Consider the following 17773-nt stretch of genomic DNA (forward strand, 5'->3'; position numbering starts at 1 on the left):
CCGGAGCCTCAGGGACTCACGCCGCCCGCGAGTTCGCCTGGTGCTCCCGCATCACCTTGTGGCGACCGAGGTAGCGCTCGAAGGCGCGCAGCAGCGCGTCCGGGTCCTGCAGCTTGCTCAAGCAGATGGAGCGCTTGAGCTTGGAGCGCCCCTCGCCGGAGATCTGCAGGTCCAGGTACTTCTTGAACATGCGCTCGGCGGTGGCGGCGGAGGCCACCTCGTCGAAGTGGACGGGGGCCTCCCACTCCTCGTAGCTCACCTGCGCGAAGTCCATGCGGGCCTCGAACCCGGGCTCCTTGCCCTCGAAGGTGAGCGGCGGGAAGTGCTTCTCCACGTGCTCCCGCTCCGCGTCCGTGGCCGGCTCGTAGCGGTAGGCCAGCGCCAGGTCGTGCGCCTCGGAGAAGCGCGCCTCGTAGACGCCCCACAGCCGGCCCTCGATGCCGTCCGCGTCCAGGATGGTGGTGGCCCACGAGGACGCCACGGGCTCGAGCAGCACCTGGGTCATGTCCTCCGACGACAGGCGCGCGCCCACGTTCTCCATGCGCACGGCGAGGGGCGGATGGGAGTCGAACGGGTGCGGCGTCACGGCGCCGATGAGGTCCTCGTTCACGGCGTCCGACTGGGCATACTCGGAGAAGCCGTGGGAGACCCGCTGCGCGATGGCCACCGCCTCGTGCTGCGCGTCGTGGGCGAAGAGCTTCGCCTCCACGCGGTCCCGGAAGCTGGAGTAGGCGCCCACCTTCACCAGCGAGCGGGCGATGTCCTGCCCCGACGTGACCCCCGCCGCGAGCCGGTCCGCCGCGAGCTCGCTGGCGCGCCGGCTGCGGCCCAGCGACAGCTCGAACAGCCCGCGATAGGCACGCATGAAGTAGAAGACGGGCCGCGTCAGCCCCCCCTCATGCAGCGCCCGGAGGTAGTCACCGAAGTGCGCGAGCATCGGCGCCAGGCGCTTGCTGTGGCCCGTGTCGCCGCCCAACAGGTGTCCCATCTCGTGCGCCAGCACGGCCTCCGCCTCCGAGCGCTCGAGCAGGCGCAGCAGGGAGATGCTCACGAAGAGCGTGCGGCCGGAGAGGGTGCGCTCGCCCACGCGGACGTCGTGCTCGGTGACGAAGAAGTTCGCGTCGATGCCCGCGAGGATGTGGTCGGGGGGACGGGTCTGGAGCTTGCGGCACAGGTCCCGCACGCAATCCCACAGCTCCGGGGCGCCCTCCTCGGTGACCTCCTCCGCCTCCACGTCGAAGTCCATGGACGGGCGGCGGAAGATGGCCACCACCACCATGAACACGGCGGCGCCCGCCAGGAGCGCCATGCAGAGGATGAGCTTGGGGGAGTAGCGCTGGAGCCACAGCGCCGTCACCCAGTACGACAGCCACACGAGCAACGCGCCCTGTCCCAGCACCTGCAACGCGCCGGTGATGCGCAAGAGCACCCAGCCCACCACGAAGCTGCCGTACTGGAAGGGGCGCGAGACGAACGCGGCCAGGCCGCACAGGAGCGCGATGAGGGTGGAGGCGAGCGCCAACCCCAGCAAGGCCCAGGAGCCGCTGTTCGCCCACCCGTACTGCTTCACGTCCGAGCAGGCCTCCCCGAGGCTGTTGCGGAGGTTCGTCAGCTCCTCGTCGTCACCCAGGCACGCCGCCGAGGCGGGCACCGCGCGGAAGAAGGCCAGGGCCTCCTGGCGCTCCGTCTCACTGGATTTCGTGTCCTGGGCAATCTGCTTCTCGACGGCCTCCAGCACCTGCGCATCGAACCGGTTCGTCGCGTGAGCGGAGAACCAGAGTCCGAAGAGCGGCAGCGCGAAGAGCCACAGGACGGGCAACACATAACTGCGAACGACGCCGGGGGATTTGGGGGACGAGGACATGGCAGAGCTCGCCCGCGAGGATACCGCACCGCACATCACGCGCCCTACTCCCGCTCGTGTGTCCCCGAGGCTCGACGGGACACGGCCCCCGCACACCCGGACATCCCGGGACACCTCTCCGGAAGCCAGGGCACGCGGGGAACGCCGCTGCCCGGGCCGCTCGACGGGGCCCGGGCAGCGCGAGGGTGACTCAGAGGCCGTCGTGGTAGCAGAAGCCGTAGCCGCGGTCGAAGCCGCCACCGGAGAGCGGGTAGCTCATGTAGCCCAGCTCCTCACCCGCGCCGCACTCGGAACGGGCGCGGCGGTAGGGGTGGCACTCGCCGAGCCCGTCGCGGTTCAGGTCCACGCACACGCCGCGGGCGCCCTCGGCGCCGCAGAACTCGGCGAAGTTGACGCTGCAGTTCTGGCCGATGGGCGCCGGGTCGAACGCGAAGCCGATCGGCTCGAGGACGGACTGCTCGATGCACAGGCCATACACGCCGCAGACGGTGCCGGAGGGGCAGCCGGGGTTGGCCGCCATGAAGTCACACGTCTTGAGGCACTGGGCGTCGTCCGACAGCAGGTCGGTGCAGGCATAGCCCTGCTCGCAGTCCGTCGACGCCAGCTCGTACGCGCTCGGGGCGGCCGTCTTGGTGCAGGCCTCGCCCTGGACCTTGGTCCCCAGCGCGCGCTCCAGCGTACCGTCCGTCGCCGCGTAGTCGTCCGGGACGCAGGCGGTGTCCGGCAGGTTGGCCGTCAGCGAGCCCTGGCGGGGATCACACCCGCCCTGGCGCACCGTGTTCCACGTCGCGAAGCGGAGCCACCGGCACTCGCCGCCCGGCACCACCGCGCTGCCGAAGTAGGGCGCGTTGAACGGCGCGGCGTCCGCCGCCTCGCGCAGCGTCACGTTCGCCAGCGCGCCGATGGTCTGCTGCGGCGACAGCTTCACCGCCAGGAGGAGCGTGCCGGAGTCGGCGACGAAGAACTTCTCCCCCGGGCTCCCCACGTCCTGGTAGCCATAGACACACCGCTCGCACGTGAAGAGGTTGCCGCCCCCCACGGACAGGTCATACAGACCGGGCGCCGTGTTCAGGTCCAGGCGGATGCGCGCCAGGTCCGCGAACGCCGGGTCGCCGAAGCTGTTGAAGTTGCCCCGATAGGTCGGCTGCTGCGCGTAGATGGTCGGCGTCAGCTCGATGCCGTTGGCCAGCTCGCCCATCGTGATTTCGGTACAACCCGCGGGGGGCTGGAGCAACTGCGCCTGCGCCTCCACCGACTTGATCTCCTCCTGCTCGGGAGCGGGCTTCTGGGCCGGCTCCTGACCACAGCCGACCAGACCCGCCACGAGCATCGCGCCCCAACCCCAGCCCTTCATTGACCTTCCACCGATGAACGACATGCCACGTCTCCGATTCCTCTCAGACTCGGTCCGAGATGTTGTTGCCCGAGGACACGGCCCCTCCAGGAGCCCCGTGTCACGGGTCACGAGGTGAAACGACACTTCGGCCGCCAGCGGGCGGAACGTGCGTCCCAGACACCCGATTCGGCCTAAGCATGGAATTAACGAAATCCCTCGTGGAATGTCGCATTTCGATTTGTGAAAGGCGGCACGGAGCAGCGGCCGGCTGGGATTCGGACGCGCATTCACTTGCAGTGAATGCGCGCCAGACGCCCATCGGAGATACCCGTCAAAAAGCAACGACTGTCGCGAGCTGGGCGCAAGTCATTGCTTCGCGAGGATGGGGCGCGGATCGAAGGTGACGCGGATGCGGGTGATGCGCCCGTGCTCGACATGGCTCCAGTTGGCCACCGGCACCGCGTCACCGCCGAAGGGTTGGATCTCGAACCAGGTCAGCACGTCGTCGCCGTCCACGAAGCGGCGCACCACCGTCACGCGGGGCGAGACCTTCCACATGCCGTTGACGAGCCCCTTCACGCACGCCTCGACGCCCTCGGCGCTCCCGAGCGCGCCCACGAAGTGGACCTCGGGCGCGAGCGTGCCCCGCAGCTTCGCCTCGTCCCGGGTGTTCCAAGCATCGAAGTACGCCTGCACGACCTCCCCTGGATTGCCTGCCATGCGCCACCTCCTCGAGCCCCGACGGTGAGGTCCGTCGTGGGTGGGCACAAGGTCGCGCCGGGGCGGGACAGCGGTCTGTCAGGTTTCTGGACCGGTGCGCGGGGAGCGGGACCAGCGCCCGCTCTCCTGGCCCGCCGGGCAGCCGTGCGCCCGGGCCTCCCGAGGCGCCTGGCCCTCATCCGCCCTCGCCGGTCCCCACCTTCTTCCGAGGACCCGAGGTCGGCGCAGGCCGGCCTCCCATCTCCACAGGGGGGAACGAAACCATGGCACGCGCCATCATCAAGCGAGTCAACGAGGCGGACGAGCGCCGCCCCTTCGCCGCGCACGGCGAGGCCTCCATCCTGAAGCTGGGCGAAATCACCGTGGGCCGGGGCATCTTCGAGCCCGGCTGGCGGTGGTCGAAGGACGTCAAGCCGATGGCGGGCACCGAAAGCTGCGAGGTCGTCCACACCCTCTACATCGTCTCCGGGAAGCTCCACATCCAGATGCGGGATGGCCAGGAGTTCGACCTGGGGCCGGGGGACGTCGCGTTCATCCCGCCCGGCCACGACGCCTGGGTCGTGGGCAACGAGCCCTGCCGCGCCGTGGACTTCACCGGCGCCGAGGACTACGCGCGCCCCCACGCTCGCCGCGGTGAGGAGGCCCAGCCCACGATGCAGTGAGCCCCACGCGCTCACGAAGCCACGAAGCCGTGGCTGCGGACCTTGTCCGGCGTGGTGCCCGTCATCCGCCGGAACATCGCGATGAAGGACGAGGCGCTGGCGTAGCCCAGGTCCAGGGCGATGGACTCCACCGAGCGCCCCTGCTCCAGGAGCGCCAGCGCCTTGACGACCCGCAGGCGCTGGCGCCACTCGCTGAAGGACAACCCCAGGTGTTGCTGGCAGCGGCGCTCCAGCGTGCGCTCCGTGGTGTGCAGCCGCTCCGCCCACGCCTCCAGGGAGCGCGCGTCCTCCGGGTGCGCCTCGAGCGCGGTGAGCACCGGCCCCAGCAGCGGGTCGTCGGACATGGGCAGGTAGCTGCCCTGGGCGGGCGCCCGCGCCAGTTGGTCGATGAGCACCCGTAGCAGCCGGCGCTCGGCGCTGGTGCGGGGCTGGTCCACGCCGTTGGCGCGCAGGTGCTCCAGCAGCGCCTTCACCAGCGGACTCACCGCCAGCGCGCACGTCGTCTTCGGCAACGCCCGGCACCACTCCCGCGCGAGGTAGAGCGAGCAGTGGCTCGCCTCGGAGCGGTTCATGCCCAGGTGCTCCACGTCCGGCGGCAGCCAGATGCCGTACTGCGGCGGCGCCAGGTAGTGGCTGCCCGCCAGCTTCAGCTCCATCACCCCGCTGAAGGCGTAGACGAACTCGCCCCACGGGTGGCGGTGACGGGGGTACGTCGCCGCGTCCGGCAGGCTGGCCGTCCGGAAATACACGGGGTGTGGAAGCTTTGAGGTGAAGGGAACCTGGAGCTGTTTCGCCATGGCGGCTTCTCCGCATGGGTTGTCGGAACTTCGCTATATCAATCAGCCCCGTCAGCCGCAGGATGGGCGCATGAGTTCTCATCGGAAACCCGTGGATGGCTTCGCGCTCGGGACCATGCTCGTGCTGTGCGCCATCTGGGGAATGCAGCAGGTGGCCGTGAAGCTGGCCGCGCCCCATGTCCCGCCCATGATGCAGATGGCGCTGCGCTCGGGCGCGGGCGCGCTGCTGGTGGGGTTGTTGTGCTGGGTCCGGGGCGAGCGGGGGCTCCTGCGCCACGGGCCCTGGCGGCCCGGGCTGCTCGCGGGCGCGCTGTTCTCCGCGGAGTTCCTCTTCGTGGGTGAGGGCCTGCGCCACACGAACGCCTCGCACATGGCGGTCTTCCTCTACACCGCGCCCGTCTTCGCCGCGCTGGGCCTGCACTGGTGGGTGCCGTCGGAGCGGATGCGGCGCACGCAGTGGCTGGGCATCGCCGTGTCGTTCGCGGGCATCGTGCTCGCGTTCGGCGGCGGCTGGCTGCGCGGCGGCATCAGCCCGGACGTGCTCTGGGGCGACCTGCTGGGGCTGTTGGCGGGGCTGGCCTGGGGCGCCACCACGGTGGTGATTCGCGTCTCCGCGTTGTCCGACGCGCCGCCGACCCAGACGCTGCTCTACCAGTTGGCGGGCGGCGCGGCCCTCCTCTTCCCGGTGGCCCTGCTCACCGGACAGGCCGGCCCCCTCGACCTGGCGCCGGTGGCCTGGGCGAGCCTGCTCTTCCAGGGGGTCGTCGTCTGCTTCGCCAGCTACCTCACCTGGTTCTGGCTGCTGCGGCGCTACCTGGCCGCCAGCCTGTCCGTCTTCTCCTTCATGACGCCCCTGTTCGGGGTCACCGCGGGCATCCTCGTGCTGAACGAGCGCGCGGAGCTGTCCTTCGCCGTGGGCGCGGTGCTGGTGCTCACCGGCATCCTCATCGTCAGCGCGGCGGGGCTGCTGCGGCCCCAGCAGGCGCTGGAGACCGGGACGACCTGAGCCCCGAGCGAAAGGCGCGCGCCCGCGGCTCAGGCGTCTCCCGGCGCGGCGGGCGGCTTCACCGGGGTGGGCACCGACAGCGGCAGGCGCACCGTGAACGTCGACCCCTCCCCGGGCACGCTCCGCGCGTCGACCGTGCCCCCGTGCGCGAGCACCACCTGCTGGGTGATGAACAGGCCCAGGCCCAGGCCGTGGTAGCGGCGCTCGGACACGGCTCGCGCGAAGCGCTCGAAGATGCGCGGCAGGTCCTCCCGCGAGATGCCGATGCCCTCGTCCGTCACGCTCAGCACCACGGTGTCCGCCTCGAGCCCCAGGCGCACGAGGACCGGCCTGCCCGCGCCATACTTCAGCGCGTTGGCCAGGAGGTTCGTCACCACCTGGTCCAGCCGCTCGCGGTCCCACCGTCCGGGGACGGGGGACACCGCCTCCACGTCCACCCGGCTGCCCGCCTGGGTCGACAGGGGGGCGTTGCGCGCCACGACCTCGTCCACCAGGGCCGCGAGGTCCATGGGCGCGGGCGACAGTTGCAGGCGCCCCGCGCTGATGCGCGACACGTCGAGCAGGTCCTCGATGAGGTCCGTCAGCTTGCGGACCTGACGGCGCGCCAGCTCCAGGTCCTTCGCCAGTCGCGAGCCCGGAAGCCCCGCCTCCGGCGCGCCCTCCGCCAGGCGCAGCAGGGACGACAGCTTGAGCTGGAGCGAGGTGAGCGGCGTCTTGAGCTCGTGCGAGGCGACGGAGAGGAACTCGTCGCGCGCCTGGAGGGCCTCGCGCAGCCGCTCCATCTCCCGCACCTCCTCCGCGCGCTTGCGCTCGGTGAAGTCGCGCGTCACCTTGCCGAAGCCCACCAGGCGGCCGGTCGAGTCCCGCAGCGCGGTGATGACGACGTTGGCCCAGAAGCGGCTGCCGTCCTTGCGCACCCGCCAGCCCTCGTCCTCGAAGCGGCCCTCCCGCGTGGCCACCTCCAGCTCCCACGCCGGCTTGCCCCACGCCACGTCCTCCGGGGGATAGAAGCGGCTGAAGTGCTGTCCGAGGATCTCCTCGGCCCGGTAGCCCTTGATGCGCTCGGCCCCTCCGTTCCAACTGGCGATGCGCCCCGTCACGTCGAGGGTGAAGATGGCGTAGTCGCGGACGCTGTCGATGAGCAGGTGGAGCTGGGCGGCCGTATCGAGGGTGGCCTCGCCCGTCTCTCGTTCGGTGGCGTACGTGACGCCGGACATCGGGTGTGAATCGACGTTCTTTTCCAATGGACGACCCATGGAGACGACACCACACGAACGGGAGCCAGTGAACCCTTTCCCCGCCCTCCTGATGGATGGACAACGCACGTGAACCGTGCATGCCAGCCACGTCGGGCGCAGCGTGTCGGAAAGGCGACAGACGGCCTGCCTGCCCGCCAGCCGGGGCGCGTCAGGGCTCGCGCAGTTGCACGGTCGAGCGCAGCAGCTCACCCTCCGGGCCGAACTCCCGCACGATGCGGCGGTCCCCTTCGGTATAGGCAATCACCTTCACCACCGGCACGATTCCCTCGCGCGTCGTGGCGAAGCGCTCCGACTTGGGGAGCTGGGCGCTCTTCACCCGGGAGACCTCCTGCCGGGTCTCTCCGTCGATGTAGACGATGGTGCCGAGATGCCGTGTCGACCTGGCCATGGCGCAACCTCCAAAGGCTCAGCGGGTCCGCGGCTCCGACAATAGCCGTTCGATGAGGCGGAAGCGCTCCGGCATCATCGCCCGGAACTCCCGCTCCTGGGGCGTGCCCCGGCTGCGGTGGTAGAGCACCAGCGCCTCCGAGAAGTCCTCGGCCGGCGTGGAGGCGCCATACCGGGAGGGGCGGATGCCGTCGCGCTGGATGGCGGAGCGCCACGGCGCCCAGCCCCGGTCCCTCTCGCTGTCGTTGCCCCAGCGCCCGAGCGCCAGGATGTGCCCCGTCTCGTGGATGAGGCTGTCGTTCATGACCGCCTGGGACTGGGGCTGCGCCGTCGGGTAGATGCGGATGACGCCGTCCGCGCCCGCCGTCATGTACGAGCGGAAGTTCGGGTCGTTGGACCGGCCCGCCCACCGCGCGTCCTGCGGGTTGCGGCCCGGCTCCACGTTCACCTCCGTGACGGAGGCCCGGCTGGAAGGGGGCATCACCGACAGGCCATGCACCACCTGGCCGATGGTGGGCAGGTGGCCCTGGGCGGGGTCCGGGTTGCGCGGCATGAAGATGGGGACGCGGCGCCCCTCCAGCTCCACCTCGTAGCGGTCCGCGTCCGCGCGCCCGGAGTTGAAGCGGTGGTTCCGCACCGCGGTGGGGCCGTGGAAGATGCCCGGTTGCCAGGGCCGCGTCTGGCGGTCCTGCTCGAGCCCCGCGACGAGCCCGGGCGTGCTGGGCTGCTGGGTGAGGAACGTCCCCAACCGGGCCTGCTGTCCCGCCGCGTCCGCGCCCTGGAAGCCGGGGTCCGCCAGCAGCCGGCCCAGCTCCCGCCGGGCCGGCGTGGACTGGCTCGGGTTGGTGCCGCCGACGAAGTGGAGCAGCCGCTGCTGGTCGTCCACGGGCAGCCGCGCGAAGCCTGGCGCCGTGGCGAGCCGCGAGAGCGTGTCCTGGGCGCCCCCATCCGTGGGGTGCTGCGAGAGCTGCGCCAGCACGTTGCCGCGCACCGCCTCGTCCAGGCCCTGGAACTGGGGGCTGTCCGCCAGCCCCTGGAGCCGCTCGGTGTGCTGCCGGTCCAGCGGCGTGCGCCCCTGGAGGTCCAGGAGCGAGCGCTGCTGGGCTTCAGGGAGTCGGGCGAAGCCGTCGCTCGTCGCCAGGTCCCTCAGGTTCTGCCGGGCGATGGGCTCGTTCCCCACCGCTCGCGCGCGCTCCAACACCGCCGCCTGGGTGGGCTCGCCCAGGCGGCTGAAGCGCGGGTCGGCGCGCAGCTCCTGTTCCAGCGGCCTGGCGGGCGGAGGCGGGACGCGGAGGGGATTGCGGCGCGAGGCCCGGCCGCTCGCGCGGGGGGTGAACGAGTCCTCCGGCCCCGTCGACGCGGGCGAGGGCGAGGACACCGGGGTGGCCGCGGGGGGGGGTGGCGGGCCCTGGACCTCGGGCGCCAGCACGTTCTCTTCCGGCGCCGCCGGTGCCATCCGGACGCGCCGCTCACCCACTCGCAGATTGGAACCCATCGCGCCCCCTCGGTTCGTGTCCAGGACGTCCTTCGGACACTTCCAGATTATCGGGAGTTCCGACGTGGAGTTTCGCCGCGGGCTCAGGCCGAGGCGCGGGCGCGACAGCGTGCCTCCGAGGCGCGGGCGCGGGCGGCGTCCTCCAACCGGCCGATGGACTGCATCAGCGCCGCGGCGCGGGCGTAGTGGTCCGCGGCCTGCTCCGGGGGGAGGACCTGCTCATCCGAGTGGGCGGACGTGAGCAGGTGCGGCAGGGCCCGCTCCACCTGTCCCGCCTCCAGCCAGTGGTGCGCGAGCAGGATGGCCGGGGCGCGCTCCGACTCCAGCGCGGTGGCGAGGTGACCGTGGAGGGTGCGCATGTCCGCGGCGGACATGCTGGCGCGCACACCCTCCAGCACGAGGTCATGACTGAACCGCTCGTCCATCAGGACCTGGGCGGCCTCCAGTTCGCCGAGCGCCCCGCGGAGGTCCTCCGAGGTGGCCTGGAGCACCGCGGGCGCGAGGGAGACGCGGAAGGCGCCACCGGCGAGCGCCGCCAGGCGCGCGAGCTGGAGGGCCAGGGGGGACAACCGCTCCAGGCGCCGCTGGATGAGGTGCCCCACCCGTCCCGGCGGCGGCAGCCGGTGCGGCCAGTCCTTCTCCAGCGAGTCCGTCTCCAGCAGGTGCTTCAAGGTCTCGACCACGTACAGCGGGTTGCCGCCCGTGTAGCGCGCCAGCGATTCCGCGTGGGCCTCCGCGCCGGGCAGCTTCATGCTCGCCACCATCGCCCGGACATCCTCGGGCGTCAGCGCGTCCACCTCCACGATGCGCGCCATGCCCAGCTCCACGAGCTGCTGGATGTGCATCTGCGCGTAGGGCGCGAGCTCTCCCCGGCGATAGCAGTCGATGAAGCGCAGCGGCTTGACGCCGGAGGCCACGGCGTCCGGCAGGCGGGAGAGGGCATAGGTGAACGCCTTCGAGCTGGCCTTGTCCCAGTACTGGATGTCGTCCGCGACGCTGATGTCCTCGTGCTCGTGGAGCATCTGGAGCGCCACCACGTGGGCCTCGTAGAAGCGCAGCATCGCGGGTTCGGAGTGCAGCGGCGGCAGCAGGTACGGGTCCCCCAGCTCGGGGAGGATCCGGGACAGCTCCGTGCGCACCCAGTCCGGCAGCCGGACGCCGGGCCAGCGCGTCAGTTGCGTCCGGAACGCGCGCGCCTGGGAGGCGAAGGGCACGTCCTGGTCGCCGATCCGCGCCTCGATCCGCCCCCAGCGCCCCCGCGCCGTCGCGAACTCCTCCGCCAGCCGGCTCTTGCCACTGCCCGGCACGCCGGAGATGAACAGCATCTGCCCCCGCTCCCAGCCCTCCTCCAACTGCCGCCACGTGGCCTCGCGGCCCACCAGCACCGGGGGGCGGAGCACCGTGAGCGGCAGCAGCACGCGCAGGCTCGGGGAGGTGCGCGGACGTTGGGAGCCCTTCTCGATGTCGCGCGCCAGCTCCAGCGTCTCCGGCAGCGGCGAGACATCCAGCTCCCGCGACAGCGCGGCGCGCAGCCGCTCGAAGGCCGCGAGCGCCGCGCCGCGATCCCCCTGGAGGTAGAACAGCCGCATGACGTGGCGTCCGGCCTGCTCGGACTCCGGCTCCAGCCGCGCCCACTGCTGGGCCAGCTCCAGCGCGTCCACCCAGTTGCCGTCCAGCGTGAAGCCCGCGATGCGCGCCTCCCGCGCCTCGCGCACCCAGCCGTCGACGCCCGCGCGCGCGCCCTCCAGCCAGCGCTCCAGCTCCGGGCAGTCGTCGAAGTCATAGCCCGCCAGCAGCGAGTACTCCTCGGACCACAGCGCCTCCAGGACCTGGGCGGCCTGACGGGCCTCCGCGGCGCCCTTCATCACCGCCACGTCCACCCGCAGCGCCTCCGCCAGCGCCAGCCGCTCCGTGTCCGCGTCCACCAGCGGGGCCCCGCCGCTCGCCAGCCGCAGGCGCCGCAGCAGCTGCCGCATGTTGTTGCGCGCGGTGGAGGGAGGCGAGTCGGGCCACAGCAGCGCGGAGAGCGAGGACTTGAGAGAGGGCCCGTTCAACGCCAGCCAGGCGAGGGCCACCGCGGCCCGGCGCTCCAACCTGACCCGCTGCCCGTCCGGGCCCCAGAGCTGCGCCAATCCCAAGACCTGCGCCCGCCATTGCGATCCATCCACCCGGGTCGCCTCCTACCGTCACAGTTCCGACAACCGGCCCGAGTCTATCCAAGACGTCCGGATGACCCTCGCGTTCCTTGCACGGGAGATGACCCCGAAGCCTGACATTCGCTGGCAGTGCGGATGTCGCGGCGCTCACCCGCATCCTCGCTGCAAATATCCGTGGATGCGTCATCCCGACCGGCGGCGCGCCCGCGTCTCACCGGAGCGCGAACCGACGACGGTAGGCATCCGGTGTGAGGCCCGTGCGCGCCTTGAAGCGGCGCCGGAAGGACGTGGGGTCCGCGTAGCCGACCGCCTGGGAGATGTCCTCCACGGTGCGTGGCGTCGTCTCCAGCAGGCGCCGCGCGGACTCGACGCGCAGGCGCTGCACGTAGTCCAGGGGTGTGTCTCCCGTGGCCTTGCGGAAGCGGCGCAGCAGCGTGCGCTCGCCCAGGTTCGCCGCCCGGGCCGCCTCCGCCAGCGTCACCGGGCCGCACTGGTGCGCCTCCAGCCAATCCTGCGCGCGCAGCACCGCCGCGTCGCCATGGTCGCGGGGCGCGGCGTGCACCGCGTAGGGCGCCTGGAAGCGGCGGCCCGGCTCCACCAGGAACATCTTCGCGCACAGCGCGGCCAGCTCCGGCGACGCCAGCTTCGCGACCAGGTGGAGGCACAGGTCCAGGTACGCGGTGATGCCCCCCGCCGTCAGCACGTCGCCGTGGTCGATCAGGAGCAGCTCCGGCTTGAGCGTCACGCGCGGGAAGCGCGCCTCGAAGGCCCGCGCCAGGCCCCAGTGCGTGGTGGCCTCGCGACCGTCGAGCAACCCGCTCCGCGCGAGCAGGAACGTCCCCGCGCAGACCGCGGCCACCTTCGCGCCCCGCGCGTGCTGTCGCGCCAGCCAATCCACCGTGGCGCGCTCGTCCACGTCGGACGCCAGGTGCCCCACCATGGCGGGCACGAGGACGACGTCGAAGCGGTCCTCGGGGGCCGCCATCCGGGCGGAGGAGAGCTGCAACCCATGGAAGCTGAGGGGCGCGCCGGGACGCGAGGTCACCAGCTCCGCGCGGAACGGCTCCGCCCCGCCCTGCTGGCGGCTGAGCAGGTTCGCCATGGCGAACACGTCCAGGGGCCCCGTCACGCTGGAGGCCACGCACCCCTCCAGGGCCAGCACCGCGATATGGAGGGACGACGGTTCGGCGCGCATGGTCGCTTGTCGTTTTCCGCCCGGACTTTGTCAATCCAGACACTCCTGCCCCGCCCCGGGGCAGGCCATCTTGCGGCCCTCGCGCTAGGACAGGCCATCCAGGAGGAAGTGCCCATGGAGAAGACCACCGCCCTGCTGCTCATCGACATCCAGAACGACTACTTCCCGGGAGGTCGGTTCGAACTGGACCGCACCGAGGCCGCCGCCGCCCAGGCCCGGGTGGCCCTGGACTTCTTCCGGGAGCGCGGCCTGCCCCTCGTCCACGTGCGCCACGAGTCGCTCCAACCCGGGGCCACGTTCTTCCTGCCGGGCACGCCGGGGGCACAAATCCATCCCCAGGTCGCGCCGCGCCCGGGAGAGAGCGTCGTGCTCAAGCACTTCCCCAACAGCTTCCGCCAGACGGACCTGGACGAGCGCCTGCGCGCCCAGGGCATCCAACACGTGGTCATCGTGGGGGCGATGACGCTCATGTGCGTGGACGCCACGGCACGCGCGGCGGCGGACCTGGGCTACGGCGTCACCGTGCTCCACGACGCCTGCGCGGCGCGGAGCCTGGAGTTCGACGGGCAGGCGGTGCCCGCGCCCCAGGTCCATGCCGCGTTCCTCGCGGCGCTCGGCATGGGCTACGCGAAGGTCGTGTCCACCGCCGACTTCGTGGACCAGGCCGGCCGCTGAAGCCCTCGCCTACGCGGGCTGGAGGAAGCGCCCGTCCACCAGGTGGTCGATGACGTCGCGCGCGGAGCCCGGGTCGAGCCGCGCCTTCGCGCCCAACTGGGACACCGCGGCGGAGACGGTGGTGGGCCGCTCGAAGGCGGCGAGGGCGGCGAGGAGGATGGCGCCGTCCTCTCCCTGCACCAGCGTCGGGTCCGAGAACCTGCGCGGCGCGACGGAGGGCGCGCAGGACATGGTGATGCCGTCCACCGACCGCACGACCGTGACGGGCTCCTGGGCGAACTTCGTGGGGGCGCGATGGGAGCCCAGCCAGTCTCCCAGCGAGAACCGCCGCGTCGAGGGCGCGGTGTTCATCAGGCGCGTGCGCCCCTGGAGGTCGACGCGCTTGCGGCCGTCCCGGTGCTTCCAGGCCATGGCGTCGATGCGGTCGGAGGTGCGCTGCACGGCGGCCTCCAGCTTCGCGTCGCGGAAGCGAATCATGGGCACCGACACGTCACCGGGCGCGCGCCGCTCGAAGTACTGGAGGAACTCCGTGAACGTCCGCGCCTCCGACACCATGTCGAACCGCGCCGGATGTTCGGTGGCCAGCGCCCCGGGCTGGGACTCGAGCCGCTGATAGCCGATGACGCAGTCCATCCCGATGATGCGCTCCACCAGCCGCACCTCCTCCGCCAGCGTGGCCTCGCTCGCGAAGGGCAGGCCCCCGATGCCCGAGACCTCGATCGCCAGGTTCGCGTGGCGGCGGGAGGCCTCGATGAGGTCGAGCAGCTCCCGGTCCTTCGCGCACGGCTTGAGCAGCCCCCGGCTCATCTGCTCGAGGCGCTGCTGCTCGGAGAAGCAGCCGATGTCGACCACCATGTAGACGCGCTCGAAGGTCCGCGCGAGCGCGTCCACCAGTTCGACGCGCGGCACGCCCCAGAGGAAGTACGTGCAGCAGTGTCGCGAGAGGTCCACGCCCGCCCAGGTGTTGCCGAGGAACTCCGCCGAGCTCCCCGCGAAGTCGTAGCGCATCTGCCACGTGTGGCGCGCAATCTCGCCGTGGTCGCGGCGCACGTTCTCCTCCGCGCGGAGGAAGGGCTTCGCGCGCCCGAAGGCCGCCTTCTGGTTGCCGCGCGCCCCACCGCAATACGAGCAGTTCTCGCCACAGCCCTTCCCGGGCGCGACCCAACCGGAGAAGGAGTTCAGGTCGAGCTGGCTCAGGAACATCTCGTCGAAGTGCGAGTAGTAGAGGTCCTCGGTGTTGGTGGCCTTCTGCACGTACCCCAGGGGAAGCCGGGTCGGTTGCCCGTTCGCGTTGCGCGTCACGCGGTTCGGGACCTCCTCGTCGCCCCGACAGAGGGCCAGCAGCGGCGCCTCGCCGTCGCCCAGGATGAGGTCGTCGACGCAGTCGTAGCCGCTCAGCTCCCGCCACCAGTACGACGCGGAGTTGCCGCCGAGGACGATGCGGATGCCGGGGTCGATGCGTCGCAGGGTCCGCGCGATGAGCAGCGCGCGGTCCACGTGGTGGAACCACTTGAGGCTGATGCCCACCAGCTTGGGCCGCACCCGCCGGACGAGGCCCTCGAACGAGCGCTGCACCTCGGCGGGCGTCTCGTCGCCGTCATAGAGGCGCACGAAGGCCTCGATGCCCCCGCGTCGCAGGTAGCTCGCCAGGTACAGGATGCCGCACGTGGCTTCGCCCGTTCCGGCGCCGACGAGGAGGACTGGCGAGAGGACACGACCACCCATGTGACGCACACCGACCTTTCAGGAGGGGCGTCACAGTAGACGATTCAGTGCATCCCCAGTGCGGAAGTGTGGGCGGCCATGACCCGGGCGTCCGTGCGCCTCCAGGGCCGCCTGGCGTCCACCCGGGGATTTCCTGTTCCCGGACAATCGATGCGAGGCTTGGCCCTGCCCGGGGGTGGACATCCCCCCCCTCGCCAGGAGCAGGGACATGCCCCGATTCCAGAAGGCCGCGGCTCCGCGCGGAGGGTGGCCGGCGCTGTTGCTCCTCTGCGCGCTCGGTTGCGCGTCACGGCCGCTCCCCGTCGCCACACGGACCGACGCGGCCAGCGAACCTCCCACGGACGCCTGTGAACAGGCGCGCGGGGTGGTCTTCCTGGAGACGGAGCAACACCGCGCTTGCGTGGTGGACGACGACTGCCGCGCCGAGCGCATCCCCATCCTGTCCGACAGGTGCTGCCTCCCCATGAACAGCGACTGGTTCCACGGACAGGCGAAGCGCCTGTTCCTCGCGGAGGCACTTCGCCCGTGCGAGCGCGAGAACACGCCCGAGGCCTGTGGCCAGGCGCCCTGTGTCGCCGCGTGCGTGGACAACCGCTGCGTCGCGAAGCCGTCCCAGTCCCTCACCCGCTTGGACTGCCGCTCAGAGGCGTTGGAGTCTGCTCCCCCTAGCGCGCGACCGGGGAGCGGGAGGCGCCCACCCGGCTGAAGACGGAGGCCGCCGAGCGGAGCGAGATGCGTCGATAGCGCGCGTAGGCCGCGACGAGCGCGGCGCGCAGCGCCCGGGCATCCGAGGGGCCGTGGCGGGAGACCGTGGAGGCCAGGGCCTCCAGGAGATACGCCTCGGGCGCCATGAGCGTCCAGGTGAGCACGACGGGCGGGGCCCCCAACCGCTCCAGCACCGGACCGAAGTACTGCTCGCTCATGCACGCCAGGACGGCCACGGGCCTGGGGGTCGCCCCTCACCTCACTGCCACTTGTACACGAGCCCCTGCGCGTCGAGCCCCCACACGGAGCCATCCCCCGCGGCGGAGATGTTGCGCAGGGCTCCAGGGACCTTCTGCCAGGACGTCCCGGCCCACTGGTACACCTGGTCCGAGCCGTCGAGCGCCCAGATGTTCTTCGCGCTGCCCACGCTGACGAAGGTCATGCCCGTGGGGATGTTCCAGGTCCACTTCGCGCCATCCCAGCGCAGCACGCGCTGGGAGTCCGCCGGGTTGGTGGCCCACAGCTCGCCATCCGCGCCGACGGACAACTGGCTGACGCAGCAGCCCTTCTTCTCCCAGGCCGAACCCGTCCAGCGGAACAGCGCGCCCGCGTTGTCCAACCCCCAGGCGGCGTTGGCGTTGACGGCGGTGACCTGCTTCATGCCGGTGGGGAGGTTCCACGTCCACTTGCTACCGGTGGCATCCCACTTCAGCACGCGCAGGGAGTCCGGCGGGTTGGTGGCCCACAGCGTCCCGTCGGATGCGGTGGAGATGTTGCTCACCGTGCCGCCCATCTTCTGCCAGCCGGAGCCGGTCCACTTCCAGTTGAAGCCCGCCGTGTCCAGCCCCCAGACGGCGTTCGCGCTGCCCACGGAGATCTGCTTGAGCGTCGCGCCCACGGGGAGCGGCTGTCGCACGAACTGCGGCGAGGGCGGAGTCGGAAGCAGCTCGCTCCACTTCACGGAGATCTTCGCGTCCGCCTGGCCCGCGAACGTCACCGTCTTGTCCGCGGGGTTCACGGTGACGGCGTACACATAGCGCGCGCCCGGCTTCTCCAACGTCGCCACGACCTTGCCCGCCGCGTCATACGCGACGATGGCCATGCCCACGCGGTTGTCCATGTAGCTGAAGGCCCAGAACGTGTAGCCCTTCCACTGGATGACCGGACAGGTCGCCGCCGCCGCGCCGGTCCCCGGTCCCTGCGTGCACGTCACCTTCATCCCGGCGGGGACCGCGGGCGCCGGCGAGGGCGGCACCTGGACGACCACGGGGGGCGGCACCAGGTCGTCCCAGGCAACGGCGATCTTCGCGTCCGACTGCCCCGCGAACGTGACGCGCTTGTTCGCCGGGTCCACCGTGATGCCGTACACGTAGCGGGCCCCCGCCTTCTCCCACTGCGCCACGAGCTTGCCCGAGGCGTCATAGGCGGCGATGGCCATGCCCACGCGGTTGTCGACGTAGCTGAGCGCCCAATACGAGTACCCGTCATACCGGAGGACCGGACAGGTGGCCGCCGCGGCACCGGTCGCGGGGCCCTGGGTACACGTCACCTTCGTCCCCGCTGGCAGCACGGGCGCGGGGGTCGGAGGGACCTGCACCACGGTGGGGGTCGTCTGGGCTTCCGCCCGGGGGCTGGCCGTGAAGGTCATCAGGCCCAGGCACATCGCTGCGAGGTGGGTGGACGTCGAGCAAGCTCTCATGGGGCGGGGCTCTCTTCCTGTTTCGGGAGACTGCGCAGGCGGCCGTGAGCAACAAGCACGCCACCCCTCGGCTCGATGGAGGCACCGGCACA

At 71.5% G+C, this 17773-nt stretch carries 15 protein-coding genes; 3 read left to right on the top strand and 12 right to left on the bottom strand.

What is annotated here, in order from left to right; all coding sequences use genetic code 11:
- Positions 1-16: 16 nt before the first annotated feature.
- The 3 genes from LZ198_RS03630 to LZ198_RS03640 form a co-directional block, all read right to left on the bottom strand.
- Positions 17-1864: a M48 family metallopeptidase gene (locus tag LZ198_RS03630; RefSeq protein WP_253970450.1), complete on the bottom strand. Its 1848-nt coding sequence runs from the start codon at positions 1862-1864 to the stop codon at positions 17-19.
- A 190-nt stretch (positions 1865-2054) separates the two neighbouring features.
- Positions 2055-3218 (bottom strand): hypothetical protein, encoded by a 1164-nt coding sequence (locus LZ198_RS03635; protein WP_253970451.1) that lies wholly within the window; start codon positions 3216-3218, stop codon positions 2055-2057.
- A 348-nt stretch (positions 3219-3566) separates the two neighbouring features.
- Positions 3567-3920 (bottom strand): nuclear transport factor 2 family protein, encoded by a 354-nt coding sequence (locus LZ198_RS03640; RefSeq protein ID WP_253970452.1) that lies wholly within the window; start codon positions 3918-3920, stop codon positions 3567-3569.
- A 263-nt stretch (positions 3921-4183) separates the two neighbouring features.
- Here LZ198_RS03640 and LZ198_RS03645 point away from each other — a divergent pair, with 263 nt between their 5' ends.
- Entirely contained in the window at positions 4184-4582 is a 399-nt protein-coding gene (locus LZ198_RS03645; RefSeq protein ID WP_253970453.1) for a cupin domain-containing protein, read from the top strand.
- Between the two features lie 11 nt (positions 4583-4593).
- Here LZ198_RS03645 and LZ198_RS03650 read toward each other — a convergent pair whose 3' ends face one another.
- Positions 4594-5379 carry an AraC family transcriptional regulator gene (locus LZ198_RS03650; protein ID WP_253970454.1) on the bottom strand — a complete coding sequence of 262 codons (786 nt, stop codon included), beginning with the start codon at positions 5377-5379 and terminating at the stop codon, positions 4594-4596.
- Between the two features lie 70 nt (positions 5380-5449).
- Between LZ198_RS03650 and LZ198_RS03655 the strand changes: the two genes are divergently transcribed.
- Entirely contained in the window at positions 5450-6385 is a 936-nt protein-coding gene (locus tag LZ198_RS03655) for a DMT family transporter (protein ID WP_253970455.1), read from the top strand.
- 29 nt (positions 6386-6414) lie between these two features.
- Here LZ198_RS03655 and LZ198_RS03660 read toward each other — a convergent pair whose 3' ends face one another.
- The 5 genes from LZ198_RS03660 to LZ198_RS03680 all read right to left on the bottom strand — a co-directional run bounded on the left by LZ198_RS03660 (position 6415) and on the right by LZ198_RS03680 (position 12877).
- Complete coding sequence (locus LZ198_RS03660; protein ID WP_253970456.1) at positions 6415-7602, bottom strand: PAS domain-containing sensor histidine kinase; 1188 nt, start codon at positions 7600-7602, stop codon at positions 6415-6417.
- A 190-nt stretch (positions 7603-7792) separates the two neighbouring features.
- The gene (locus LZ198_RS03665) at positions 7793-8032 is read right to left on the bottom strand and encodes a hypothetical protein (RefSeq protein WP_253970457.1); all 240 of its coding nucleotides are present in this window, start codon (positions 8030-8032) and stop codon (positions 7793-7795) included.
- 18 nt (positions 8033-8050) lie between these two features.
- Complete coding sequence (locus tag LZ198_RS03670; RefSeq protein WP_253970458.1) at positions 8051-9526, bottom strand: hypothetical protein; 1476 nt, start codon at positions 9524-9526, stop codon at positions 8051-8053.
- 83 nt (positions 9527-9609) lie between these two features.
- A complete protein-coding gene (locus LZ198_RS03675) occupies positions 9610-11694 on the bottom strand; it encodes a BTAD domain-containing putative transcriptional regulator (RefSeq protein ID WP_253970459.1) in 2085 nt (694 codons plus the stop codon).
- 199 nt (positions 11695-11893) lie between these two features.
- Positions 11894-12877, bottom strand: a complete 984-nt coding sequence (locus tag LZ198_RS03680; RefSeq protein ID WP_253970460.1) for a GlxA family transcriptional regulator — start codon at positions 12875-12877, stop codon at positions 11894-11896.
- Positions 12878-12991: 114 nt separating this feature from the next.
- Here LZ198_RS03680 and LZ198_RS03685 point away from each other — a divergent pair, with 114 nt between their 5' ends.
- On the top strand, positions 12992-13552 hold the full coding sequence (locus tag LZ198_RS03685; RefSeq protein ID WP_253970461.1) for a cysteine hydrolase family protein: 561 nt from the start codon (positions 12992-12994) through the stop codon (positions 13550-13552).
- 9 nt (positions 13553-13561) lie between these two features.
- Here the strand turns inward: LZ198_RS03685 and LZ198_RS03690 are convergent, their stop codons facing one another.
- From LZ198_RS03690 to LZ198_RS03700, 3 genes are all read right to left on the bottom strand, one after another.
- A complete protein-coding gene (locus LZ198_RS03690; protein ID WP_253970462.1) occupies positions 13562-15277 on the bottom strand; it encodes a B12-binding domain-containing radical SAM protein in 1716 nt (571 codons plus the stop codon).
- Positions 15278-15942: 665 nt separating this feature from the next.
- Positions 15943-16218 carry a hypothetical protein gene (locus LZ198_RS03695; protein WP_253970463.1) on the bottom strand — a complete coding sequence of 92 codons (276 nt, stop codon included), beginning with the start codon at positions 16216-16218 and terminating at the stop codon, positions 15943-15945.
- Between the two features lie 23 nt (positions 16219-16241).
- On the bottom strand, positions 16242-17681 hold the full coding sequence (locus LZ198_RS03700) for a tectonin domain-containing protein (protein WP_253970464.1): 1440 nt from the start codon (positions 17679-17681) through the stop codon (positions 16242-16244).
- Between the last annotated feature and the right edge of the window lie 92 nt (positions 17682-17773).

Origin of the sequence: Myxococcus dinghuensis (assembly GCF_024198235.1) — a bacterium.
Lineage (GTDB): Bacteria > Myxococcota > Myxococcia > Myxococcales > Myxococcaceae > Myxococcus > Myxococcus dinghuensis.